The sequence below is a fragment of the Halomonas sp. ANAO-440 genome, assembly GCF_019915905.1.
Classification (GTDB): domain Bacteria; phylum Pseudomonadota; class Gammaproteobacteria; order Pseudomonadales; family Halomonadaceae; genus Halomonas; species Halomonas chromatireducens.
In genome coordinates this window covers 288,141-310,605 of the sequence record NZ_JAHXBV010000004.1, presented here as the reverse complement: position 1 = coordinate 310,605, position 22,465 = coordinate 288,141, and the positions used below count along the sequence as shown (strand labels likewise).

The window sequence follows — 22,465 nt, the reverse complement described above, 5'->3', positions numbered from 1 at the left end:
GCATCATGAGCGATACGCCCGAGGATCCGCGCCGCCGTTATTCCGCCCCGGTAGTGGATGGGGTCGGCAAGTCCGCCAGCCGTGCCATGCTGCGTGCGGTGGGCTTCACCGATGAGGATTTCAAGAAGCCCCAGGTGGGCATTGCCTCCACCTGGAGCAATCTCACGCCCTGCAACAGCCATATCCATACCCTCGCCGAACGGGCCAGTGATGGCGCCGACGCGGCCGGCGGCAAGGGGGTGATCTTCAACACCATCACCATCTCCGACGGCATCGCCAACGGCACCGAGGGCATGAAGTATTCGCTGGTATCGCGGGAGGTGATCGCCGATTCCATCGAGACCGTGGCCGGCTGCGAGGGCTTCGACGGCCTGGTGGCCATCGGCGGCTGCGACAAGAACATGCCCGGCTGCCTGATGGGACTGGCGCGGCTCGACCGGCCCAGCGTGTTCGTCTACGGCGGTACCATCCTGCCCGGCGAGGGGCACACCGACATCGTCTCGGTGTTCGAGGCCGTGGGTGCCTACACCCGCGGAGACCTGGACCTGATCGAGGTGAAGCAGATCGAGGAGAAGGCGATTCCCGGCCCCGGCTCCTGCGGCGGCATGTACACCGCCAACACCATGGCGTCGGCCATCGAGGCGCTGGGCATGAGCCTGCCGGGCAGCTCGGCGCAGAATGCGGTGTCCCAGGAGAAGCGCGACGACTGCGAGGCGGCGGGTGCCGCGGTACTGGAGCTGCTCGCACGGGACATCAAGCCCTCGGACATCATGACCGGTGACGCCTTCGAGAACGCCATCACCGTGGTCATCGCTTTAGGAGGCTCCACCAATGCGGTGCTGCACCTGATCGCCATGGCCAACACCGTGGGGGTGCCGCTCTCGCTCGAGGACTTCACCGAAATCGGCAAGCGGGTGCCGGTGCTCGCCGACCTGCGCCCCAGCGGCCACTACATGATGAGCGAGCTGGTGGCGATCGGCGGCATCCAGCCGCTGATGAAGATGCTGCTCGATGCCGGGCTGCTGCATGGCGACTGCCTGACGGTCACCGGCCGGACGCTGGCCGAGAACCTGGCCGACGTGGCGCCCTATGCCGAGGGGCAGTCAATCATCGCGCCGCTGTCGGCGCCACTGAAGGCCGAGAGCCACCTGCGGATCCTCTACGGCAACCTGGCGCCCGAAGGGGCCGTGGCCAAGATCACCGGCAAGGAGGGCACGCGCTTTATCGGCAGTGCGCGGGTGTTCGGCTCGGAGGAGGAGGCCCAGGCACGCATCAACGACGGCACGGTGGTGGCCGGTGACGTGGTGGTGATCCGCTACGAGGGACCCAAGGGCGGACCCGGCATGCGCGAGATGCTCACCCCGACCTCGGCGATCATGGGCCGGGGGCTCGGCAACGACGTGGCCTTGATCACCGACGGGCGCTTCTCCGGCGGCAGCCATGGCTTCGTGGTCGGCCACGTGTCGCCCGAGGCCTTCGATGGCGGGCCGCTGGCGCTGGTCGAGAACGGCGACCCCATCACCATCGACGCCGAGGCCAATACCATCGAGGTGGCGATCGATGACGGCGAGATGCAGCGGCGTCGGGCTGACTGGCGGCAGCCGGCACCACGCTATACCCGCGGTGTGTTGGCCAAGTACGCCAAGACGGTCAGCTCCGCCTCTACCGGTGCGGTGACCGACCGGCTGGATTGATTCGCCTCGCCATCCACTAAGCATCACTTTCTAGCCCCCTATCGGTTTCCCGGTGGGGGCGGTCCGATTTCGCAGGATATCCATCCTTTCCTGGAGTGTGGCTACCGAACTGGACTTGTCTGCAGAGAACAAGGCTGGTAGCTATGTTCGCTTCTCGCCACCCGGCGAGAGAGTCGGGACAGGGAGGCACCCATGTATCTGCTGCTGGTGGACGATGATGAACGCCTGACACGGTTGCTGGACCATATGCTGCGTCAGGCGGGCCATACGGTGGATGTGGCACATGACGGACGCATGGCGGTGGCACTGATGCAGCAGGGCGACTATGACCTGCTGGTGCTTGACTGGATGCTGCCCTACGAAGACGGGGTGGCGCTGTGCGAGCGGGCCCGGGCCAGCGGTTTCGAGGGCGGCATCCTGATGCTGACTGCGCGTGACGCCCTGGAGGACCGCCTGGAGGGATTCGCCGTCGGTGCCGACGACTACTTGCTCAAGCCCTTCGAGCCTGAGGAGTTGATGGCACGCCTCGAGGCGCTGGGGCGACGCGCTCGTCGGCCTCTGGATGGCCGCCGATTGCAGGTCGGCGACTGGGTGCTGGATTGCGACGAGAGGCGCGTCGAACATCGGGGCCGCGCTGTCGAGCTGACCCAGCGGGAGTTCCAGTTGCTCGAGCTGTTGATGCGCCGGGCGAGTCATAGCGTGCCACGCGAGCTGATCTACGAGCGGCTCTGGGGACACGACCAGGTGGTCACCGACAACGCTCTGGATGCGACCCTGCGCCTGCTGCGACGCAAGCTTTCCCGTTGCGCTACCCGGCAGCCCATCGAGACTCTACGAGGGTTGGGCTACCGCTTTACGCCCTGAGTCGCACTTTCAGGCGACTTTCAGCTTCCCCGGGTATGCTGAGGGGCCAATTCAATTTTTCGGAAACCTGCATGTCTCGCCCGGATCCACCCCATCACGATCTCCGCCAGTTGGAGGCTAGCCGCCGCCGCCTGGCCTGGCGCTATGCCCTGGGCATGGCGCTGGGGCTTTGCACCGTGCTGCTGGTCGGCTATCTGATGCACTCGGCACTGGTCAAGCAGTCGCTGAAGAGCGAACTTGTGCAGCTTGCCCAGCGCGAGGCAGAGGTCCATAAGCCGGACCTGGAAGCCTGGATGGAGGGGCGGCGCGGTCCCGATGACGTCAGCATCGGCTTTCGCCCCCATCGCACCGCCTTCTATTATATTCTTGGGCCAGATGCGCGGCTGGTACACGGCAACGAGACTCGCCCGGCTCTGCGTGAAGAGGTGCTGGCACTGCTCAAGGGCAACGCCCTGCCCCGGGGGCGGGTGGTCTTCGAGGAGATCCTTGCCGACGAGGAGGGTGCCCTGCAGTTGGCCCTGCTGCGCCACCCGGTAAAGGACAGCGAGGGGCGCTACCTGGGCAGTGTCTACGCCGCCACTGATGTGGGGGGTAGCCTGGTTCATCTGGAGCAATTGCTGGTCCTGTTGCTGGGGCTGGCGCTGGGCTTCGTGGTGCTGGCAGGGCTAGGCGGCTGGTGGATGGCGGATCGCAGCCTGCTGCCCCTGCAGCAGGCGCTGCGCCAGCAGCGCGAGTTCATCGCCAGCGCCTCCCATGAGCTGCGCGCACCGCTGACTGTGATGAACACCGCCCTGGCCCTGGTGGAGCGGGAGGGTCGTGAGCGTCTGGACGACTTCCATCACCAGACCCTGGTAGATGCCCGGGATGAGGTGCGCCGCCTGGGGCGACTGGCGGAGGAACTGCTGCTGCTGGCCAGGATAGATGCCGGAGGGGTATCGCAGCGCCACGAGCACCTGCCACTGGATGAGGTGGTGCAGCGCCAGGTGCGCCTGCGCCAGCCCCAGGCCGAGTCTCGGCAGCAGTCGCTCAGCATGACTCTGGAGCCGGGACTTTGCGTGGTTGGGGACGCCGATCTGCTGGCACGTCTGATAGGGGCCGGGCTGGACAACGCCGTGGCTTACACCCCGAAGTATGGGCGCATCGAGGTACGCTTGCAGGCTCGGGCGGGGCGGGCGCGCCTGGAGATCGTCGACACAGGCCCCGGCATGAGCGAAGCCCAGCTGGCGCGGGCCTTCGAGCGCTTCTACCGCGGCGACCCCTCCCGACAGCGCCATCAGGCGGGAGCAGGGCTGGGGCTGGCCATCATTGATGAGGTGGCACGTCAGCATGGCGGTGAGGCGCAGTTGTTCTCCCGGGAGGGCGAGGGCACCCGCCTGGTGGTGACCCTGCCGCTGGCTATCTGAACGGCTTTCAGTTGGATTTCAGGAAGGCGAGTTAGGGTGAGGACTCGGCATCGTGTGATGTCATGGCCAACAAGGAGACTTCTATGACCCTTACACCGCCTGTTTCCCGTTCCCTAATGCGTACCGCCGTGGCCGCCGGCATGGGCAGCCTGGCCCTGACCAGCCTGTCGGCACTAGCCAACTACGACACCCTGCCGGAGGCGACCGGCGTCGACCTGCCGATCCCGGCCCAGGTCGATGCCGACGGCGAGGCGCTGTTCTATCAGGAGGCGCTCTACCATCGCGACATCTCCGCCGTGCAACATGCCATGGCCAGTGTCGGGCGTATCATGCGTGACAGCGAGATGGGCCACGAAGGCTATGACGCCAGCCTGGCCGACGAGTCCATGGCGGCTCAGGGCCAGGCATGGCTAGATCTGCAGCATCAGGCTTCGGCCTTCTTCACTGACGAGGGCGCCGTGGGAACCATGGTCCAGGAGGAAGGCGAGTGGGTCCCCGGGCGCGAGATGAGCCTGGCCGACCTTGCCCAGGCTGCCTTCAGTTACCACATGCACCACAGCGGTGGCCGCTGGGCCGAACACGGCCTCGAGAACGCCATCACCCACGGCCCGGCCGGCTACCTCGGGGCCATCACCCAGCGTCTCTACCAGGATCACTATGGCCAGCGCGGCTTCCAGGACGTTGGCCGCGAGCGCGACGCCGCCAGCATGGCCCATGGCCTGGATGTGCTCCACAGCCTGGCCTACTCCTGGGTGCGCTGGCACAAGCCGGGCGGTGCCGATGACATGGGTCAGCTCAGCGAAGAGGTCATGGAGGCCGCCCATGGCATTACCCTCGAGCGCCTGGTGGCGATCAGCCGCAACCTGGCCGGCACACTGGATGAGGCCTGGGACTACGAGAGGAAGATCTACGACCTGGACAACGACGGCGCCTATCACCTGGACACCCTAGGCAGCCTGGTGCGCGGCCACAAGGCGCTCTACGAGATCCTTTACGTCTTCGGTGACGACGATGACAGGGAACTGGCCGAGCGGCTATTCGAGCGCAAGGCGGAGATGACCCTGGCACTGCTGGACAGTGACGAGGCAGTTCGCGACTGGGGCCTGGCTGAACGCGTCGTCTTCACTTCGGAGGGCGTCAGGGTCGACAGTGATCGGATTGACACCGAGAGTCAGTGGCGCTTTCTGAACCACTTCACCGGCGGCTTCGGCACTCTGCGCGAGCGAGACGGCACCTCCAGTTTCCTGGAGACCCGGCCTGAGCTTGGTGAGCGCATCGGCGAACTGAGTGACCGACTGCTTCAAGCTGCCCTGGACCATCAACTGGGCGAGGATGGACTGATGCATCGCCGCTTGTCTGTGGAAGACGGCGAGGTGATCGACGATCGCCATCAGGTGGCTGCCATCGCCTGGTTCGCCACCACGGCGAGTAACGCCTACCGTAGCGGTGAACTCTTCGAGCGCCCCGGCGACTGGGCTGATGACACCGAGCTTGAGATGCGAAGCCGTGAGCTCTATGACGCCATCCGTGCCAACAACGACTGGCTGCTGACCCTGCTTGACTGAGGATTTCCACTAGCAGAATGCCGAAGAGCGCCCTGTGGGCGCTCCATTAAGCCGGCACCCAGCTTGCGAGGCTGTGTGCCGGCCAACCCGTTGCGCCCGGACGGACGCTTTCGACGGCTACATGCCCATGCCGCCCATGCCACCCATCATGCCGCTCATGCCGGCCATTCCGATGATCATGCCGCCCACGGCGAGAATCAGGTAGATCAGGAGCAGGACGCCGAAGATGGTGAAGTAGGTCTTCAGCTTGCCCATGGCGACCTTCATCTCGCCAGGATCACCGCTGGTGTAAACACGGCCTGCCGAGCCTGCTGCCTGCATCAGCACCACGCCGGCCCAGATGGGAATCCACGCCACGACCAGGCCGACGATGGAAAGGGCCGTCACGACCCCCGACAGGATCAGCATCACGCCGGTGAGCTGCATCCAGAACTTGCCCCGGTGAAGTGGCTCGATAAGGTCGCGCAGGCCCGCCTGCGTATTGCCCTGTTCCATGATGTTCCCCCTAGTGCAATGGTGGTTGCGATGCCTTGCCACTATTAGGCCGTGCCGACCGATTGTCACCCTCCGTTCGAACAGGTGGGTCGCCCCTGTCATGCAGCGGCGGGCTCGCTCCGGGCGGTGTGGCTCAGGCGCAGGTGGGCGCGCAGTCGGCGGGCGAGGATATCCACTCCGATGTTGAGCAGCGCGGTGATCAGGATAAGCACCATGGCGCGGTCGAAGCGCAGCTCCTGGATGGCGCTGTCGACGTAGAAGCCCAGGGTGGCGATGCCGAGAATGCCCAGTATCGCTGTCTCGCGCATGATGATTTCCCAGCGGTAGAAGAGCAGCGCCAGGAAGGGGCCATAGACCCGTGGCGCTACCTCGTAGGCGTAGCGGTTGATGCCGCCCGGGGCGTCCTGGCGCAGCGGGATCTCGTTGCTGCGGCGCCCCACCAGGTGGCCGATGATGCCGCCGTTATGCAGCGCCAGGGCCACTACCGCCGGCAGCATCGAGGGCCCCCATAGCTGCAGCAGGATAAAGGCCAGCAGGTATTCCGGCGTCGAACGCATGACCACCAGCAGCACATGTCCGGCGGTGCCGCCCAGGCGCCCGGTGAAGTGTCGCGAGATCACGGGGAATAGCGTCATCGCCAGCACCCCTGTGAGCACCAGGGCGATCTGGGTCAGCAGCAGGGTGTTCCAGATGCCGGGCAGGGCCTGGCCGAGCAGGAGGTCGCCGAACCAGGGCCATAGGCCCTCCAGGCCCTCGCCGTTGCGCAGCGGGGCGGGCACGATGTCTTCGGTGAAGAAGCGCGAGACGTTGCTCCACACGATCGGCAGCCCGGTACCCAGCAGGAAGGGGGAGGCCACCAGGTAGAGGGGCAGCAGCCGTGGCCGCGCCCATAGCCGCAGGCTGGCGATCAGGGCGTAGAAGAGCAGCAGCAGTGCGCCCACCGTGCCGTAGTGGCCCTGGGCGAAGGCGCCTGCCAGGTGGAACCCCAAGGTCGGCATACCGACGAAGCCGATCACCGCGCTGGAGCGCAGGCCGCACTCGAGGCGGTAGGCGGTATAGCTGACCAGGTGCGGCCAGGCCTGGCTGATGCGGGTATAGACCAGCGCCGATAGCCGCCCGGCGCGCTGTGGCAGGCTGCGTTCCGGCTGCGGGTCGCACTCGTCGAGGATCTCGGCATAGACCTTGGCGAAGGTGCCGGCGTAGGGAATGGCGATGGCCAGCACCCCGGTGATCGGGTGCAGGCCGAAGCTCTGCAGGAAGATCAGCGCCCAGAACAGTTCGTGGATGGCGCGGATGAAGGCGCAGAAGGTGCGCACCCAGACATGCCGGAAGAGCAGGGCCAGCAGCATGCCCGCCGCCGAGCCGAGCCCCACGCCGACGAAGGCGAAGGCCACCGTCCGCAGCAGGGCCTCGCCGAGGAAGTCGACGCGGGAGAAGTCGGGCTGGATCAGCCCCATGAACAGGCGGCCCAGCGCGTGCCAGGGGTCATGGGTGCTGATCTCGAAGTCGCCGAACAGCAGGCACACCGCCGCCAGCAGGACCAGTCCCAGGGTAACGCGACGTGTGGCGGTCAACGGCATCAGTAGAGCGGCAGCAGGTCGGTGGCGGAGAGGCGCTGGCTGGGCTGGTCGATGGCGATGGCGCCATCCTGGATGCCGATCACCCGGGTGCAGTAGCGCAGCGCCAGGTCCACGTCGTGCATGGCCAGCACCGCGGTGGGGTAGGCGTCGGTCAGCGCGGTCAGGGTCACCTCGGAGAGCGGGCCGTCGAGTGCCGAGACGGGCTCATCGGCGAGCAGCATGCCGCCGCCCTGATGGATCACCCGCGCCGCGGCAACTCGCTGGCGTTGCCCGCCGGAGAGTTCGCCGCAGGGCGTCCAGCGCTTGTCGGCCAGGCCGAGCCGGCCGAGCAGGGTGTCGATCTCCGCCACGTTGGCTGGCCGCGGGCGCACCAGGGTCAGCAGGTTGCGCCACCAGGGGTGGCGGTCGAGCCGGCCCATGTAGACGTTATGGAATACCGAGAGTGTCGTCACGAGCCCCAGGTCCTGGGGCATCAGGGCCGCCCCCTGGTCGCGCCATCGGTCATACATCACCGACAGCAGCGTCGACTTGCCGGCACCGCTGCGACCCACCAGCGCTACGCGTTCGCCGGGGGCCAGCGTCAGGCTCAGCGGGCCGAGCACGCGCACCTCGCCATAGGTGGCGACGGCATCCCGCAGCGCCAGCACGGTCATCAGTCGAGCAGCCCCAGGGACTGCGCGACCTCGAGGATTTCCTGGTAGTCCTCGTTCACGGCGGGGATGAAGCCTGCGCGGGGAAAGCTGGCCAGCAGGTCGGGGTCATCCATGTCGAGCAGCGCCTGCTGCAGGCGCTCGGTGAAGCCCTCGCCGAAGCGCTCATCGACGTCGCCACGCACCGTCCACTGGTAGTCGGGGTAGGGCGGCGTCTCCCAGATCACTTGCACCCGGTCGAGGTCGATGTTGCCCGCTTCGAGCTCGTTCTCCCACGCCTTGTAGCTGACCACGCCGGCCTGGTAGGCGCCGGACTGCACCACCGAGATGGTGCGACTGTGGTTGTCGCTGAAGCCGACCCGGGTAAACAGCTCGTCGGGCGAAGCGCCGAGGTGCTCGCGCAGGAAGTACTCCGGCATCAGCCGCCCGGAGGTCGAGCTCTGGGAGCCGAAGCTGAAGGTCAGGTCGCGCAGCCCCTCGGGGGCGGTTTCGCCGCTGTGTGGTTCGAGTCCGGTCCGCTGGTTCGCGATGAAGTAGCTCTTGTACTCGGGGTCCTCCACGCCCTGGGCGATGGCGCGGGAGCCCGGTACCAGCTGGCGTGCCTGCACGCCGGTGAAGCCGCCGAACCAGGCCAGCTGCACCTGGTTGTTGCGAAAGGCGGTGACCGAGGCGGCGTAGGAGGTGACTGGAATGAAGCGAACCTCCACCTCCAGCGTCTCGGCGAGGTAGTCGGCCACGGCCTGGAAGCGCTGCTGCAGGCGTGTCTCATCCTCGTCGGGGATGGCGGTGAACACCAGGGTCTGGGCGGCGGCCAGGGAAGGCGTGATGAGTGTGACAAGGGCAAGAGCAGGCAGCAGGCGTCGGAACATGTCAGGGCGTCCTTGTGGGGGAGTGGCCAGTCGAGAATATCTTGGCTTCTAAAGCATAGAGCCTGGGTAAGCGGAACGGGGCATGATACCGAAAAACGCAGATCTATCCCCTCTTAGAGCGCGCAGGTACGAAACCCCGCCAGGATGTCCTGGCGCTCCGGGGTGAAGAAATTACGGTAGCCGTTGTGGATCAGCCGCCCCCGGGTGGCCCAGGCCCCGCCGCGCAGCACGTAGCGGCCCTCCTTGAACCAGGGCGCCGAGTAGTCGCGGTACAGCTCGGGCTCGAAGCCCGGGAAGGGGCCGAAGGGCGAGGCCGTCCACTCCCAGACGTTGCCGAGCATCTGTCGGCAGCCGAAGGCGCTGTCGCCGTCGGGCAGTGCCGCCACGTCCAGCGGTGCCAGGCGCCAGCCGTCCAGGTTGGCCAGGCGGGCAACCGGCGGCGTGTCGCCCCAGGGGAAGCGACGCTTGCCGGGGGCGAGTGACGCCCCGTCGGGTGTTGGCTCGCGGCTGGCGGCGACCTCCCATTCGGCTTCGCTGGGCAGGCGACGACCGGCCCAGCGACACCAGGCCTCGGCCTCGAACCAGTTCACATGCACCACCGGCTGATGGGGGGGCAGCGGCCCCCAGCGGTCGAAGCGGCGCTCCTCCCAGCGGCCGTTGGCGTTCTGACGCCAGTAGACGGGAGCCTGCAGGCCCTGTTTTTCGCACCAGCGCCAGCCGGCCTCGCTCCACAGTTGGCGTCGTGTATAGCCGCCGTCGTCGACGAAGGCGGCGAACTCGGCGTTGGCCACCGGCGCCTTGGCGATCGAGAAGGGCGCCACATGGACTTCCATTGGCGCCTTCTCATTGTCGAACCGGAAGGGAACGCTTTCATCGGAGCCCAGCAGGTGGCGACCGCCGGGGATGGCGACGTCGCCGGGCTGCGCGCCGGCAGCGGGCTCACCAGTGGCGAACCCCGGTGGTGGCGTGCCCAGGTCGGGGGCCGGGTCGCCAAGGGTCTGGCGGGTATAGAGGAAGGCCTCGCCGTGCATGTCCTCGTGCAGGGTGGTGAGCTGGTAGACATAGCTCTGGGCCGAGCTGGCCTCGCCGTCGGGCAGGCGTTCGAGCATGGCCTGCTGAACCCGTGACAGGTACGCCAGGGTCTGCTCCCGTGACGGAAGCGGTAGCGACCAACGGTCGTCATGGGCGATGCTGCTGGAATCGAACAGCCGCTCGGCCTCGGCGATCTGGTAGTCGGGCAGGCCAAAGAGGCCGCGCAGGGCGAAATGGTCGTGGAAGTAGCCCAGGTGGCCCAGCTCCCACAGCGGTGGATTGACGATCGCCAGCCGCGGGCCGAGTTCGCGGGCCTCCAGGGTGTCCTGCATCAGCGCCAGGCTGCGCGTCCGCGCGTCGGTGAGCATTGCCGCCAGCTCGACGGCGGGCCGGGGTGGCGTAGGCGGTGTGCTGAGTGGTGTGGAGAGCATGCCGACCTCGTCGCAGTGGAGCGCTCAGGGAGCAAGGATAGGGAGTCGAGCTAAGTAGTCGAGATAGGGAGTCGAGATAGTGTTGAAGGTAGCGCTGATCACGCCGGCGCGTCGAGGCTCTCATGCCGGCAACCGGACCACGGCCACCCGCTGGGCGGGGCTGCTGCACGACCTGGGCTGTCGCGTGCGCGTTGCACAATCCGACGGGGACGCCGATGGCTGCCGCCTCGACGGCCAGCCTCCCGACCTGGTGCTGGCGCTGCATGCGGTGCGCAGCCACGCCGCCATCCGCGCCTGTCGCGCCGCCTTTCCGGCATGCCCGCTGGTGGTGGTGCTGACGGGAACCGACGTCTACCGCTTCCAGCACAGCGACCCGGAGGCGTTTCTCGACAGCCTCGCCGCCAGCGATGCCCTGATCGGCCTGCATGACTGCCTGGCCGAGGATCTGCCGCCGTGCTGCCTGTCGCGCCTGCATGTCGTCCACCAGTCAGCCCTGCCACTGCCGCCCCGTGCCCAAGGGCCCATCCGTCGCCGTTTCGAGGTGCTGGTCGCCGGCCACCTGCGCGAGGAGAAGGACTCGCTGCGTGCGGCCCTGGCCGTGCGCGAGCTGCCATCGACGTCGCGGTTGTGCGTGGTGCAACTCGGTGGCGCCCACCGCCCGGAGTGGGCCGAGGCCGCCCGCGAGGAGATGGCCTGCAACGCGCGTTACCGCTGGCTCGGCGACCTGCCCCGCTGGCGGGTGCGTCAGTGGATGGCCCGGGCACGGCTGATGGTGATCAGCTCGCGCATGGAAGGGGGCGCCAATGTAGTCAGCGAGGCTTGCGTGGCCGGCCTGCCGGTGGTGGCCTCCGATATCCCCGGAAACCGCGGGCTGCTGGGCGACGACTACGCCGGCTACTTCCCGGTGGACGACACCGCGGCCCTGAGGGCCCTGTTGTGCCGAGCAGAGGCCGAACCGGCCTTCGTCGACCGGCTCCGCCAGCAGGTGCTGGCGCGGGCGCCGCTGTTCAGCCCCGCGGCCGAGCGGGAGGCGCTGGCGCGAGTTATCGCCGCCTGTGGGCTGACTGCTTTACCTCGGCCTCTGACGAGGGGCGCCGGGGGCAGGTCGTAGCAAAGGTCATTCGCCATGGATGGCGAATGTAGCGCCCAGGGAAGGGTTCACAGCGCCTTTGCGAAGGCCTGCGCCCGGCACAGCCCCTGTTCGCTAACGATGTTGTAAAGTGAGCTCTTGGCCTTCCACTCCCCTCAGCCCCTGAGATGGATGGGCTCCAGCGCTTCGCCGGGCTCGAGGACGCGGCCGATGATGGCGGCCCGGGCGTAGCCCAGCGAGTGCAGGGCCGCGAGGCAGGCCTCGGCGCGTTCGGCGGGCACGCTGGCCAGCAGGCCGCCGGCGGTCTGGGGGTCGAACAGCAGCGGATAGCGGGGGTGGTCCACCCAGGCGGCCTGGTCGTGGATGGCACGGCGCAGGCGCACGTTGGCGGGCTGCAGCGAGCTCAGGATACCGGCGGCGACGGTCTCCTCGGCGCCCTCGAGCAGCGGCAGCGCCGTCAGGTCGAGTTCGGCATCCACCCCGGAAGGGCGCGTCATCTCCACCAGGTGCCCCAGCAGGCCGAAACCGGTGAGGTCGGTACAGGCGGTGGCGCCGTGTTCGCGCAGGCAGCTCGCCCCCTGCCGGTTGGACTGGCACATGCTCTCCAGGGCGGCGTCGATCCAGCGCCCCCGGGCGCCGAGCCGGGCATGGGCGGCGAACAGGGTGCCGGTGCCGATGGGCTTGGTCAGGATCAGCGCCTGGCCCGGGCGCAGGCCGCCTTTCGTCAGAGCGCTATCTCCACCGGCGTCGATCAGGCCGTTGACGGCAAACCCCAGGGCCAGCTCGCTGCCCTCGCCGGTGTGCCCGCCGACCAGGGCGCAGCCGGCCTCGTTGAGCACCTCGACGGCACCGCGCATCATCTGGTAGACGGTGTCCTCGACCTTGGCCTCGAGGCCCTGGGGCACCGTGGCCACGGCGGTGGCGGTCTGGGCCTCGGCGCCCATGGCGAAGATGTCGCCCAGGGCGTGATTGGCGGCGACCTTGCCGAACACATAGGGGTCGTCGATGAAGGCGCGGAAGAAGTCGACGGTATGCACCACGTCCTTGCCCGGCGGTACCCGTACCACGGCGGCATCGTCCGGGGCGTGCAGGCCCACCAGTACCTCGTCCCGTTCCACCGGCTGCAGGGTCGAGAGGGCCCGGGAGAGCACCGAGGCGCCGACCTTGGCGCCACAGCCGCCGCAGCGCATGGCGATGGCCGAGATCGCCTGGGCGCTCTCCTCCTCGTTCAGCGCCACGCGGCTGGCCCGGGGCGCCCGCATGGCGCCTTCCTCCATCGGCGGCAGGTCATTGAACTTGGCCATGAAACGCCGATCGATGCCGTCCTTCCAGCGCCACACCCAGTCGCCGGCGAGAAAGAGGCCGCCGCGGGAGGCTACGGCGTGACGGTCGCCGGTGCTGATCAGCGCCAGCCATTGCGCCTGGGGGCGGTAGGGCGACAGGGCGCGGCCGGTCACGGCGGCGCGCAGGTTGTCGGCCAGCGGGCGCCCTTGCCGCACGGCGAAGACCCCGGCCTTCTCGCGGGGATGGTCGACCTGGCTGGCGATATCGCCGGCGGCGAAGATGCGCGGGTCGGAGAGCGACTGCAGGGTGTCGCCGACCTGGATGAAGCCGTCGTCGTCGAGAGCCAGGCGGGTGTCGCGCAGCCAGGCGGCGCCGCCTGCATTGGTGACCCAGACGATCTCGTCGGCGGGGTGCCAGCTGCCGTCGGCGGCCTGGAGCCGGCCCGCCTCGACACCGACCACGTCGGTGGCGGTGTACACCTCGACGCCGCGCTGCTTGAGGGTTGCCTGGAAATGGGCGCGCACCCGGGGGTTGTGGGTTGGCAGGATCTGCGCGCCACGGGTGAAGAGGGAGAAGCGCAGCTCACTCGGGTCGCGGGCCAGGGCGCTGAGTTCGTTGCTCAGCCGGTACTGCATGGCCAGCAGCAGCTCGACGCCGCCGGCCCCGCCGCCGACCACCGCGATGCGGGTCTGGCCCGGGTGCTGCCCGGTGTGTGGGTGCGTGAGGCGTTCGAGCAGACTCTGCCAGCGGTCGTTGAACTGATGGATCGGCTTGACCGGCACCGCATGCTCGCCAGCACCGCTGACCGAATTCACGCTGGGGGTCGAGCCGATATTGATCGACATCCAGTCGTAGGGCACCGGCGGGCGCGAGCGGCAGAGGACGGTCTGCGCCTCGTGGTCGATGCCGATGGCCTCGTCGCGGAAGAAGCGTGCCCCGGCGTACTCCGCCAGGCGGCGCAGGTCGATATGCACGTCGTCATAGCTGTAGTGCCCGGCCACATAGCCCGGCAGCATGCCCGAGTAGGGGGTATGGGTGTCTCGGCAGATCACTGTGAGCCTGACGCCGGGTTCAGGTTTCATGGCGAAGCGCTTCAACACCCCCACGTGGGTGTGGCCGCCGCCAACGAGGACGATGTCCCGTAGCGCTCTCAAGACAGTCTGCTGCGGTTGCTGCATCGTGGGACTCACTCTGAATTTGGGTGATGTTCGCCTGGCGGGTCCCGTCTAGCCGTCATGGCCTGTACAAACATCTCGCCCTACCGTCAGTGATCCGTGCCATAGCCATAGACGGCAACGCCCGGTCATGGTGACCGGGCGTTGGGGGGTGCGTTCGGGTAGTGCAAGCTAGTGCGGAGCGCCTTCCGGATTGATGGTGCGATAGAGAAGTCGTAGCTCATCCAGTGAAAGGTGCTCCAGGCGCCCGGCCAGCAGATCACTGATCTTCTGTGCCGGCAACCCGGCTCGGCGAGCGATCTCGCGGCAACCCAGGTCGGATACGGCGATCAGCCGAGTCACGATGCGCATGAGGCGTGTACGTTTTTCCAAATCCCTGACATCGAGGTCAGGGCAACTTCGCGGAGGGTCGAGAAGGTCCGCGCCTGTCGTGCGATATGCCGTACTCATGATGCTCCAAAGGGCGATTGCGACAGGTACATCATGGGGGCTTTTTCTCGATTTTGCCAGTGTCGTTTAGATGCGTATTTCTCATGCCATGGAAGGCCACATCAGGTCCCATTCATGGTAAAAAACCGGGAAGGGAGCCTCCCGAGGAAGCTACCATGGTGTTATTGCAGAAACTTTGCTGAAACGTAGAAAGTAGAGAGTGGCTACCCTGAGGGTGGCGTGCTAGCTTTCTGATGGGCCTGATTTCGTCAGGCAGCGCTTTTGCGCAGGTACAGCAATCAGCTTCAACAATCACAAGCAGTTCGGTTTCAGGACGGAGGAATTCCATGCGAGCTCTCAAGTATGCAGTGGCAGCTTCGCTGCTGGTCACAGCACCCATGGCAGCAGCCCAGCAGCTCTCTATCGCCACCGGCGGTACCGGGGGCGTCTACTACCCGATCGGTGGTGGCTTTGCGGAGATGATCAACGACAACATCGAGGGAGCCAGTGCGACCGCTGAAGTGACCGGGGCCTCGGTGGAGAACATGGGGCTGATCATGCGCGGCGATGCTGATCTGGCGCTGGCGCTGGCGGATACCGTTTACCAGGCCTGGTCCGGCACCGGTGACTTCGAAGGCCGCCAGATCGAAAACACCCGCGCCCTGGCTTCGGTCTACCCGAACGCCGTGCAGCTGGTCACCCTGGCCGATTCCGACGTGCAGTCGCTGTCCGACCTCGTGGGCAAGCGGGTCTCTGTCGGCGCCCCGGGTAGCGGTACCGAGCTCAACGCCCGAGCCCTGCTGGAAGCCAATGGCATCTCCTACGATGACTTCCGTCCGCAGCGGTTGAACTTCAACGAAACCGCCGACGCCATTCGCGATGGTGACATCGACGCCGGCTTCTGGAGCGTGGGGCCGCCCACCAGCTCGATCCTCAACCTGGCGGCTACCCGCGACATTCGCCTGATCGGTTTCTCGGACGAAGAGATCGAGAACGCCCGTGAAGCAGAACCGGTGTTTGCCGCCTATGAGCTGCGTGCCGGCATGTACGACGGCATGGACGAGGCAGTGCAGACCATCAGTATCCCCAATGTCCTGGTCGTCAATTCCGACATGGACGAGGATCTGGCCTACGAACTCACCAAGCTGCTGTTCGAGCGTACCGATGACCTGATCGCCGTGCACCCGGCGGCCAACGACACCACCGTGGAGTTCACCATGGAGTCCACTCCGGTGCCGCTGCACCCCGGTGCCATTCGCTACTTCGAGGAAATCGAGGCCGATATCCCGGACGACCTGCGTCCGTGATGACGCAAAGTTGACGCCAGGGACAGGAAACCATGCGTCCCGGAGTGCGCCAAGCCATGGCATCAGGGCGGACCACGTTGTCCGCCCTGATGCTGTGGGCGTTATGGTTTGGCCCGGCAATGGCAGCTGGTGGCCAGTGGCTCGAGGTGCGAAGCGTCGAGGATGAGTTGCTGTTGCGCGTCCCGATGCCGGAGGGTGACCGCTGGTGCCTGGGCTGGAACCACTCCGTCAGGCATTTCCCGGTACTCGACTGCTATCGACATCACCAGGGCCGGATGGAGCTCGAGCGCAGCCATCAGCCCGATTTTGCCGCGGGCCTCGGACACTCCCAGGGGCGGGGTGAGCAGGTCTCCGACGGGAAGGGCGGCTATTGGATCGAGAATATCCACGAACCCGTACCCGGCAACCGCTATGTCTTGCGCGTTGGCTCACCTGAGGTCGATCATCGTTTAGTATGGCAGCGCGACGGTGAGACAAACCGGATCAGCCTCAGCGATATAGCCGCGGGCCAGCGTGTCACCATTCAACTCAACATGCTCGACAACTGAGCTAGCCAGACGACGTCTGACGAGGAATCCATGAGCGAGTCCACAAACCCACCGGTGGTGATGCCGGGTGGCAACGCCATCCAGCCCCGCTTCGTCCTGTGGTTGATCACCATCGTGGCGGTGGGGCTTTCCCTCTTCCAGCTTTACTCGGCGGGCATCCAGCCGCTGGGCCTCTTCTACCAGCGCAGCATCCACCTGATGCTGATCATGATGCTGGCTTTCCTGATGTTTCCGGTGTTCGGGCCCGGCCGCAAACGCGGTATCCTGGGTTGGCTCATCGATGCCATGTTCTTCGCCGGCGCCCTGGTCACGGGTGGCTATCTGGTGCTCTACCTGGACGAGATCATCAGCCGCGCGGGCTTCTGGAGCCAGACCGATATCCTTGTCGGCTGTATCGCCACGTTGACGGTGCTGGAGGCCAGCCGTAGAGCGGTGGGCTTCGGCATGACGCTGATTGGCGCCCTGGCCATTGTCTACGCCTTCGCCGGCCCTCGCGGTGAGCTGCCCTGGCTGGGGCAGTTCATGCCGGGCATCCTCGAACACCGTGGCTACAACCTGGATCGGGTTGCCGGACAGCTCTACCTGGGACAGGAAGGGATCTTCGGCCTGCCGCTGGGTGTGGCAGCCACCTATATCTTTATCTTTGTGCTGTTTGGTGCTTTTCTCGAGAGCACCGGCGCCGGAAAGTTCTTCATTGACATGGCCTATGCCGCGACCGGTCGCCAGCGGGGTGGTCCGGCCAAGGCTGCGGTCATCGCTTCTGCCGGCATGGGGTCGATTTCGGGCAGCGCCATCGCCAATGTGGTGACCACCGGCGCCTTCACTATTCCGCTGATGAAGCGCCTGGGCTACAAGCCGCACCAGGCGGGTGGCATCGAGGCAGCGGCCTCCACCGGTGGACAGATCATGCCGCCGCTGATGGGGGCGGGCGCTTTCCTGATCGCCGAGTACACCAATACGCCGTATCTCGAGGTGGTCAAGGTCAGCATTTTGCCGGCGATCATGTACTTCGCCACCGTCTATCTTTTCGTGCATATCATCGCGCTGAAGCAGGGCATGCAGGGGCTGCCGCGTTCCGAGCTGCCGCAAATGCGCCAGGTGATGCGGGACGGCTGGCACTTCCTGCTGCCGCTGGGGGTGCTGGTCTGGCTGCTGGTGATGAACATGTCGCCGATGCGGGTAGGCTTCTATGCGGTGATCACCATGGTGGTGGTCGCCGTGCTGCGCTATGCGCTGTGGTTCTTCTTCGTTGCCCCTCAGCAGGGCCAGTCGGTAACGCTCACCAGTATCAAGCTCATGCTCTGGGCCGGGTTGGTCAAGCTGGTCCAGGGACTCGAGCTCGGTGCGCGCAATGCCGTAGCGGTATCCATGGCCTGTGCGGTGGCCGGCATCATCGTTGGTGTGGTCGGGCTTACCGGCCTGGGGCTGAAGTTCTCCTCCATGATGATGGCTTTCTCCGGTGGCAACATCGTGCTGGCGCTGCTGATGGTGCTGCTGGCGAGCCTGATCCTGGGCATGGGGTTGCCGGTGACCGCCAGCTACATCGTGCTGATCGTGCTGGTGGGCCCGGCGCTCACCGCGGAGTTCGGTATTCCGCTGCTGATCGCACACCTGGTGGTGTTCTGGTACTCCCAGGATTCCAACGTGACGCCACCCATCGCCCTGGCGGGCTTCGCCGGGGCGGCCATTGCCGGCAGCAAACCAATGGAAACCGGTTTCCAGGCCTGGAAGTTTGCCAAGGGTCTCTACCTGATCCCGATGTTCATGGTCTTCAATCCGGAGATCATTGTCGGTGGCCCGGTGCCGGTGGTGGTCTGGAACGGGGTGATTGCGATTCTGGCGCTCTGTGCCTTTGCGGCTGCACTGGAAGGGTATCTCTTCACCCGCATGTCGTTGCTGTCGCGGATGGCCATTGTGCCGGCTATCGTGGCGGTGTTCTATCCAGATCTGACCGCAGAGATCGCGGGTGTGGTGATCATGGCCCTGGCCATCGGTGGGAACTGGGTTGCCCATCGGAGAGAGATGGCCGCCGCCGGCGTCCGCAGCGGTTGACGGGCGATAGGCGGCCTGACGGGCCGCCTATTGTTCGAATGGTCAAGATGACGGCGCCTGCGGGCGCCGTTAGAATACCTGCCCTTCGCATTTCTGCACCACTTCCGGGAGCCGCACATGCAGTCCAACCAGCAGCCACGCGTAGGCGTGATCATGGGGTCCAAGTCCGACTGGCCGGTCATGGAGCACGCCGTGGCGATGCTCGAGCGCCTGGGCGTGGCTTGCGAGACCCGCGTGGTTTCCGCGCATCGCACGCCTGACCTGCTGTTCGACTACGCCAAGGGTGCCGCCGAACGCGGCCTGCAGGTGATCGTCGCCGGCGCGGGCGGTGCGGCTCACCTGCCGGGCATGGTGGCCTCCCAGACGGCGCTGCCGGTGCTGGGCGTGCCGGTGGAGTCCAAGGCGCTCAAGGGCCTGGATTCGCTGCTTTCCATCGTTCAGATGCCGGGCGGGATCGCTGTGGGGACCCTGGCCATCGGCAAGGCGGGGGCCACCAATGCCGGCCTGCTGGCAGCGCAGATCGTCGGACTGCAGGATGAGTCGGTGCGTACTGCCGTCGAGGCCTTCCGAGCCGAACAGACCCAGACGGTGCTCGACAACCCCGACCCTCGCTCCGAATGAGTCAGCGAGAGCCGAATGAGCCTGCGAGAGGAGTAAGCGACATGAACATCGGTGTGCTCGGTGCCGGCCAGCTTGGCCGCATGCTGGCCCTGGCCGGCTATCCCCTGGCCAATCGTTTTACCTTTCTCGATACCACCGGCCATCCCAGCGCGGGCATCGGTGATGTGATGGTGTATACGGATCAGCACCATCTCGACGACTTCCTGGCCAAGGTTGATCTCGTCACCTACGAGTTCGAGCATTTGCCCGTTGCGCTTGTCCAGGCCATCGAAGAACTCAGGCCGGTCTATCCGTCCAGCGAGGCGATTCGGATCTGCCAGAACCGTGCTCAGGAGAAGGCACTGTTCGACCGCTTGGGCATTCCCACCCCGGCCTATCGCCTGGTGCAGAGCGCCGAGGAGCTCGAGGCGGCGACCCGCGAGTTGGGTGCTCCGGTGGTGGCCAAGTCGGTCACCGAGGGTTACGACGGCAAGGGCCAGGCGGTGCTACGCGACCCGGCCGAGGCCGCCGATGCTTGGCGCAGCATCAATCATCCCCAACTGGTCGTCGAGGCATTCGTCGATTTCGTGCGTGAGGTTTCGATCATCGCCGTGCGTGGCCGCGAGGGCGACGTGGCCTTCTACCCCATGGCCGAGAATCTGCATGTCGATGGCATTCTGCGCTATTCGTTGGCGCCAATGCCTGATCTCGACGAGACCGTGCAGCAGACCGCGGATGGCTATATTCGCGCACTGCTCGACGAACTCGACTATGTCGGCGTGTTGACCCTGGAGTTGTTCCAGACCCGTGACGGCCAGCTGCTGGCCAATGAGATGGCGCCGCGGGTACACAATTCCGGCCACTGGACCATGGACGGCGCGGTGACCAGCCAGTTCGAGAACCACCTGCGGGCGATCCAGGGCCTGCCGCTGGGCGACACCTCGGCGCGCATGCCCACCTGCATGGTCAACGTGATCGGCCAGGAGGGCGACGCGGCGGCGATACTCGCCATCGAAGACGCTCACCTGCACCGCTACGACAAGAGCGAGCGCCCCGGCCGCAAGCTCGCCCACGTCAACCTGCTGGCGCCGACCCATGCCGAGTTGCTCGAGAAGGTGCATGCCTGCGCTTGCCTGCTGCCCGAAGCGCCGGAGCCGCGCTTCAGCTTCGAGGACTCGTAACGTCAGCGCAACCGGTGACGTAGCGCAACGGGGCCCGCTTTATTTCGCGGACGGCCACTCCAAGCAAGCTGAAAGCTGCGCGTCCAAGGCGGAGAGGCGCCTCCCTAACGACAAGGGCCCCGTTTGGGGCCCTTGATGGTTGCGGTTCAATGGTTATCGGAGCGTAGCTTTACCGGGCTCCAGGCGACCTGATGCCCGGAGCCAGAGGTAGATGCCTCCCAATCCTGCCAGCAGCATCAGCAGGAGCACCCAGTAGGGTGTGTAATAGGTGGTGTAGACGTTCCAGCCGAGCAGGCCAAGGACTGCGGACCAGGGGGTGGCCTCGCCGAGCATATGTCCACCCAGTGTGCCGGCGGCGGCGAACATGAGGCCTCCGGTCAGTGCCAGGATCACCAGGGCCCAACGACGGCTCCCTTCGAAGGCAGAATCGCCGGCACGCCACACGAGTACCGTGAGCATGGTGAAGATGCCCAGCGACCAAAAGGCCATCAGGATATGGTTGCGGGCCAGCGGGCTGGTGATATTGGCCTGCATCGGCCAGACTATCAGCCCGCTGACAATGGCTACCAGGCCACTCAGTACACTGATTGCCAGTACCGGCAGCAGTGCAGCTCGACTCAGCTCAGCGATATGCCCCTTGGCCAGTGCCCCGAGTAGAATCATCAGGATGGAGAGCGACCAGAACGCCAGTGGAAAATGCACGAGCATATGATGCATGGCAGCCATTAGAGGTCTCCCTTTTGATTGGAGCGAAAGGCAGGTAGCAGAGCGAGAGTCATGCCCAGCATCAGGAACAGACCGGTGAAGAGCGTCAGCCCCCAGCGTGCGGTGATGGGGCCGTTGAACTCCATCTCCATGCCGTAGTAAGCCAGCTGCTTCTCGTTATGGCGGGCACGTACCGCGGTGCCGTCGGCGATATCCTTGGCGCCGGCATGGGCATCGCTGATCAGCAGTGGCCAATTGACCTGGCCGGGATAGAGCAGGGTAATGTCGGTCCAGTCACCGGACCAGTCGGGCTCACTGCCATTAAGGCGCTGGGCCTGGATATCCGCTTCGCGACCAAAGCCAAGCGAGTAGGGTAGCGAGACATAGTGCCAGCGGCTGCCGGTAGCATTCCGATGCACGGCGATACCTAGATCGTAGCGTCCCTGTTCGCGGAACGCCTTGTCGTCAAGCGGGCTTCCCGTATCCATGGCGCGCACCAGGGTTACGTCCCAATGACCATCAGCCCAGCGGGCATCTCCGTGGACCCGAATTGCCGCACGGGAGCCCTCGGGCTGGCGCAGCAGACGGCGGGGAATGACGTCGCCGTTTTGCCAGTCATGGTCGGGGTCGAATTCCACGGCAAAGTCCTCTGCCAGATAGTAGAGGCCATCGAAGTCGAAGCGGTTCGCGGCGATATCTTCCCAGCGCAAGGCGTGTATAGCTACCGCATCGGGGTCGAACATCCAGTTGGGCTGTGCGTTTTCACCATCCCAGTTGGTAGTGAAGGCACCCCGGCCGGCATCGCTGTTACGGTATTCGCCGACCCAATTATCGTCGGCCATGCCGACTGGGTTGGAGCGTCCTGCTCGCCAGTGCCACAGGTCGAGGAAGTATCCTGCCTCGCGCTGGGCGCTTAGCAGATCCGCATTGACCACGCTGCGCCAGTCATTCTGGTCGGTACGGGTGGCCGGTAGATATTTGCGGACATCGCTGCGACCCAGGGCCTCGCCGAGGTGAGGGTGATCACGCACCTCTTGCGCACCGGCTACATCGGGAAAGTAACGCATGCCGCTGCCAACGGTGATGTAGCCGCCATAGCGGCCAAACTCGGGAACGCTGCCATCGTCCACCAGCATGGTGACCCGGTCCTCGTAGGCGTTGTCCGGATCCGAGCCGATGGGCGAGGCGCCATGACGATGCCAAACGCCATCTTCGTAACGCAGCATGTCATGGTAGACATAGGCCTGTTCGGCGGGCCAACGATAGCGGAAGAAAACCTCGTCATCGTTGTAGGCGACCTGCACCTGCAGCGGCATGGTCAGCTCGTCGGGAATGTGGATATTGCGGTCGTGATCGTTCTTGATCACGCCGCTGCCCTGGGTTGCCCAGGTCAGTGCCAGCGCGGCAGGTAGCGCAAGCGCCAGCCAGGGCGAAACCCTGTGGCCTATCTTGTTATTAGCCATGGAGGCTCCTCGGTCTATGAGTGTGGTTTGTTGTTGTTATTCGTATCG

19 protein-coding genes are annotated in these 22,465 nt (G+C 65.8%); 10 read left to right on the top strand and 9 right to left on the bottom strand.

The features are described from left to right. Positions 1 to 5: 5 nt before the first annotated feature. The 4 genes from ilvD to KZO25_RS04665 all read left to right on the top strand — a co-directional run bounded on the left by ilvD (position 6) and on the right by KZO25_RS04665 (position 5,526). Positions 6 to 1,694 carry a dihydroxy-acid dehydratase gene (ilvD, locus tag KZO25_RS04680; RefSeq protein WP_223136059.1) on the top strand — a complete coding sequence of 563 codons (1,689 nt, stop codon included), beginning with the start codon at positions 6 to 8 and terminating at the stop codon, positions 1,692 to 1,694. Between the two features lie 192 nt (positions 1,695 to 1,886). Beyond that, on the top strand, positions 1,887 to 2,558 hold the full coding sequence (locus KZO25_RS04675) for a response regulator transcription factor (protein ID WP_223136058.1): 672 nt from the start codon (positions 1,887 to 1,889) through the stop codon (positions 2,556 to 2,558). Between the two features lie 71 nt (positions 2,559 to 2,629). After that, positions 2,630 to 3,961 carry a sensor histidine kinase gene (locus KZO25_RS04670; RefSeq protein WP_223136057.1) on the top strand — a complete coding sequence of 444 codons (1,332 nt, stop codon included), beginning with the start codon at positions 2,630 to 2,632 and terminating at the stop codon, positions 3,959 to 3,961. An 83-nt stretch (positions 3,962 to 4,044) separates the two neighbouring features. Continuing rightward, a complete protein-coding gene (locus KZO25_RS04665; protein WP_223136056.1) occupies positions 4,045 to 5,526 on the top strand; it encodes a hypothetical protein in 1,482 nt (493 codons plus the stop codon). Between the two features lie 117 nt (positions 5,527 to 5,643). On the opposite strand, the gene KZO25_RS04660 is transcribed toward KZO25_RS04665, so the two are convergent. The 5 genes from KZO25_RS04660 to senA all read right to left on the bottom strand — a co-directional run bounded on the left by KZO25_RS04660 (position 5,644) and on the right by senA (position 10,583). Then, the gene (locus KZO25_RS04660) at positions 5,644 to 6,021 is read right to left on the bottom strand and encodes a DUF5362 family protein (protein WP_223136055.1); all 378 of its coding nucleotides are present in this window, start codon (positions 6,019 to 6,021) and stop codon (positions 5,644 to 5,646) included. A gap of 98 nt (positions 6,022 to 6,119) precedes the next feature. After that, complete coding sequence (locus KZO25_RS04655; protein WP_223136054.1) at positions 6,120 to 7,601, bottom strand: PhnE/PtxC family ABC transporter permease; 1,482 nt, start codon at positions 7,599 to 7,601, stop codon at positions 6,120 to 6,122. Next, positions 7,601 to 8,254, bottom strand: coding sequence for an ATP-binding cassette domain-containing protein (locus tag KZO25_RS04650; RefSeq protein ID WP_223136053.1), 654 nt, complete (start codon positions 8,252 to 8,254; stop codon positions 7,601 to 7,603). Before KZO25_RS04650 ends, KZO25_RS04655 begins: the two co-directional genes overlap by 1 nt. Continuing rightward, positions 8,254 to 9,120: a putative selenate ABC transporter substrate-binding protein gene (locus tag KZO25_RS04645; RefSeq protein WP_223136052.1), complete on the bottom strand. Its 867-nt coding sequence runs from the start codon at positions 9,118 to 9,120 to the stop codon at positions 8,254 to 8,256. The genes KZO25_RS04650 and KZO25_RS04645 overlap by 1 nt, the downstream gene beginning before the upstream one ends. A gap of 113 nt (positions 9,121 to 9,233) precedes the next feature. Beyond that, complete coding sequence (gene senA, locus KZO25_RS04640) at positions 9,234 to 10,583, bottom strand: selenoneine synthase SenA (RefSeq protein ID WP_223136051.1); 1,350 nt, start codon at positions 10,581 to 10,583, stop codon at positions 9,234 to 9,236. Between the two features lie 79 nt (positions 10,584 to 10,662). Between senA and senB the strand changes: the two genes are divergently transcribed. Next, positions 10,663 to 11,694, top strand: coding sequence for a selenoneine biosynthesis selenosugar synthase SenB (senB, locus tag KZO25_RS04635; protein WP_223136050.1), 1,032 nt, complete (start codon positions 10,663 to 10,665; stop codon positions 11,692 to 11,694). Positions 11,695 to 11,828: 134 nt separating this feature from the next. Here the strand turns inward: senB and selD are convergent, their stop codons facing one another. After that, the gene (gene selD / locus KZO25_RS04630; protein ID WP_223136049.1) at positions 11,829 to 14,135 is read right to left on the bottom strand and encodes a selenide, water dikinase SelD; all 2,307 of its coding nucleotides are present in this window, start codon (positions 14,133 to 14,135) and stop codon (positions 11,829 to 11,831) included. 168 nt (positions 14,136 to 14,303) lie between these two features. Continuing rightward, positions 14,304 to 14,582, bottom strand: coding sequence for an XRE family transcriptional regulator (locus KZO25_RS04625; protein WP_066452121.1), 279 nt, complete (start codon positions 14,580 to 14,582; stop codon positions 14,304 to 14,306). Between the two features lie 326 nt (positions 14,583 to 14,908). Here KZO25_RS04625 and KZO25_RS04620 point away from each other — a divergent pair, with 326 nt between their 5' ends. The 5 genes from KZO25_RS04620 (at position 14,909) to KZO25_RS04600 (ending at position 20,249) form a co-directional block, all read left to right on the top strand. Further along, a complete protein-coding gene (locus KZO25_RS04620) occupies positions 14,909 to 15,868 on the top strand; it encodes a TAXI family TRAP transporter solute-binding subunit (RefSeq protein ID WP_223136048.1) in 960 nt (319 codons plus the stop codon). Between the two features lie 56 nt (positions 15,869 to 15,924). Next, positions 15,925 to 16,416 (top strand): DUF1850 domain-containing protein, encoded by a 492-nt coding sequence (locus tag KZO25_RS04615; RefSeq protein ID WP_262488840.1) that lies wholly within the window; start codon positions 15,925 to 15,927, stop codon positions 16,414 to 16,416. Between the two features lie 30 nt (positions 16,417 to 16,446). Then, positions 16,447 to 18,468, top strand: coding sequence for a TRAP transporter permease (locus KZO25_RS04610; protein WP_223136046.1), 2,022 nt, complete (start codon positions 16,447 to 16,449; stop codon positions 18,466 to 18,468). 117 nt (positions 18,469 to 18,585) lie between these two features. Further along, the gene (gene purE / locus KZO25_RS04605; protein WP_066452022.1) at positions 18,586 to 19,089 is read left to right on the top strand and encodes a 5-(carboxyamino)imidazole ribonucleotide mutase; all 504 of its coding nucleotides are present in this window, start codon (positions 18,586 to 18,588) and stop codon (positions 19,087 to 19,089) included. A gap of 41 nt (positions 19,090 to 19,130) precedes the next feature. Beyond that, entirely contained in the window at positions 19,131 to 20,249 is a 1,119-nt protein-coding gene (locus KZO25_RS04600) for a 5-(carboxyamino)imidazole ribonucleotide synthase (protein ID WP_223136045.1), read from the top strand. A gap of 153 nt (positions 20,250 to 20,402) precedes the next feature. Here the strand turns inward: KZO25_RS04600 and KZO25_RS04595 are convergent, their stop codons facing one another. Further along, the gene (locus KZO25_RS04595) at positions 20,403 to 20,975 is read right to left on the bottom strand and encodes a DUF2231 domain-containing protein (protein ID WP_066452020.1); all 573 of its coding nucleotides are present in this window, start codon (positions 20,973 to 20,975) and stop codon (positions 20,403 to 20,405) included. After that, positions 20,975 to 22,417 carry an ethylbenzene dehydrogenase-related protein gene (locus KZO25_RS04590; RefSeq protein ID WP_066452019.1) on the bottom strand — a complete coding sequence of 481 codons (1,443 nt, stop codon included), beginning with the start codon at positions 22,415 to 22,417 and terminating at the stop codon, positions 20,975 to 20,977. The genes KZO25_RS04595 and KZO25_RS04590 overlap by 1 nt, the downstream gene beginning before the upstream one ends. Positions 22,418 to 22,465: the final 48 nt, after the last annotated feature.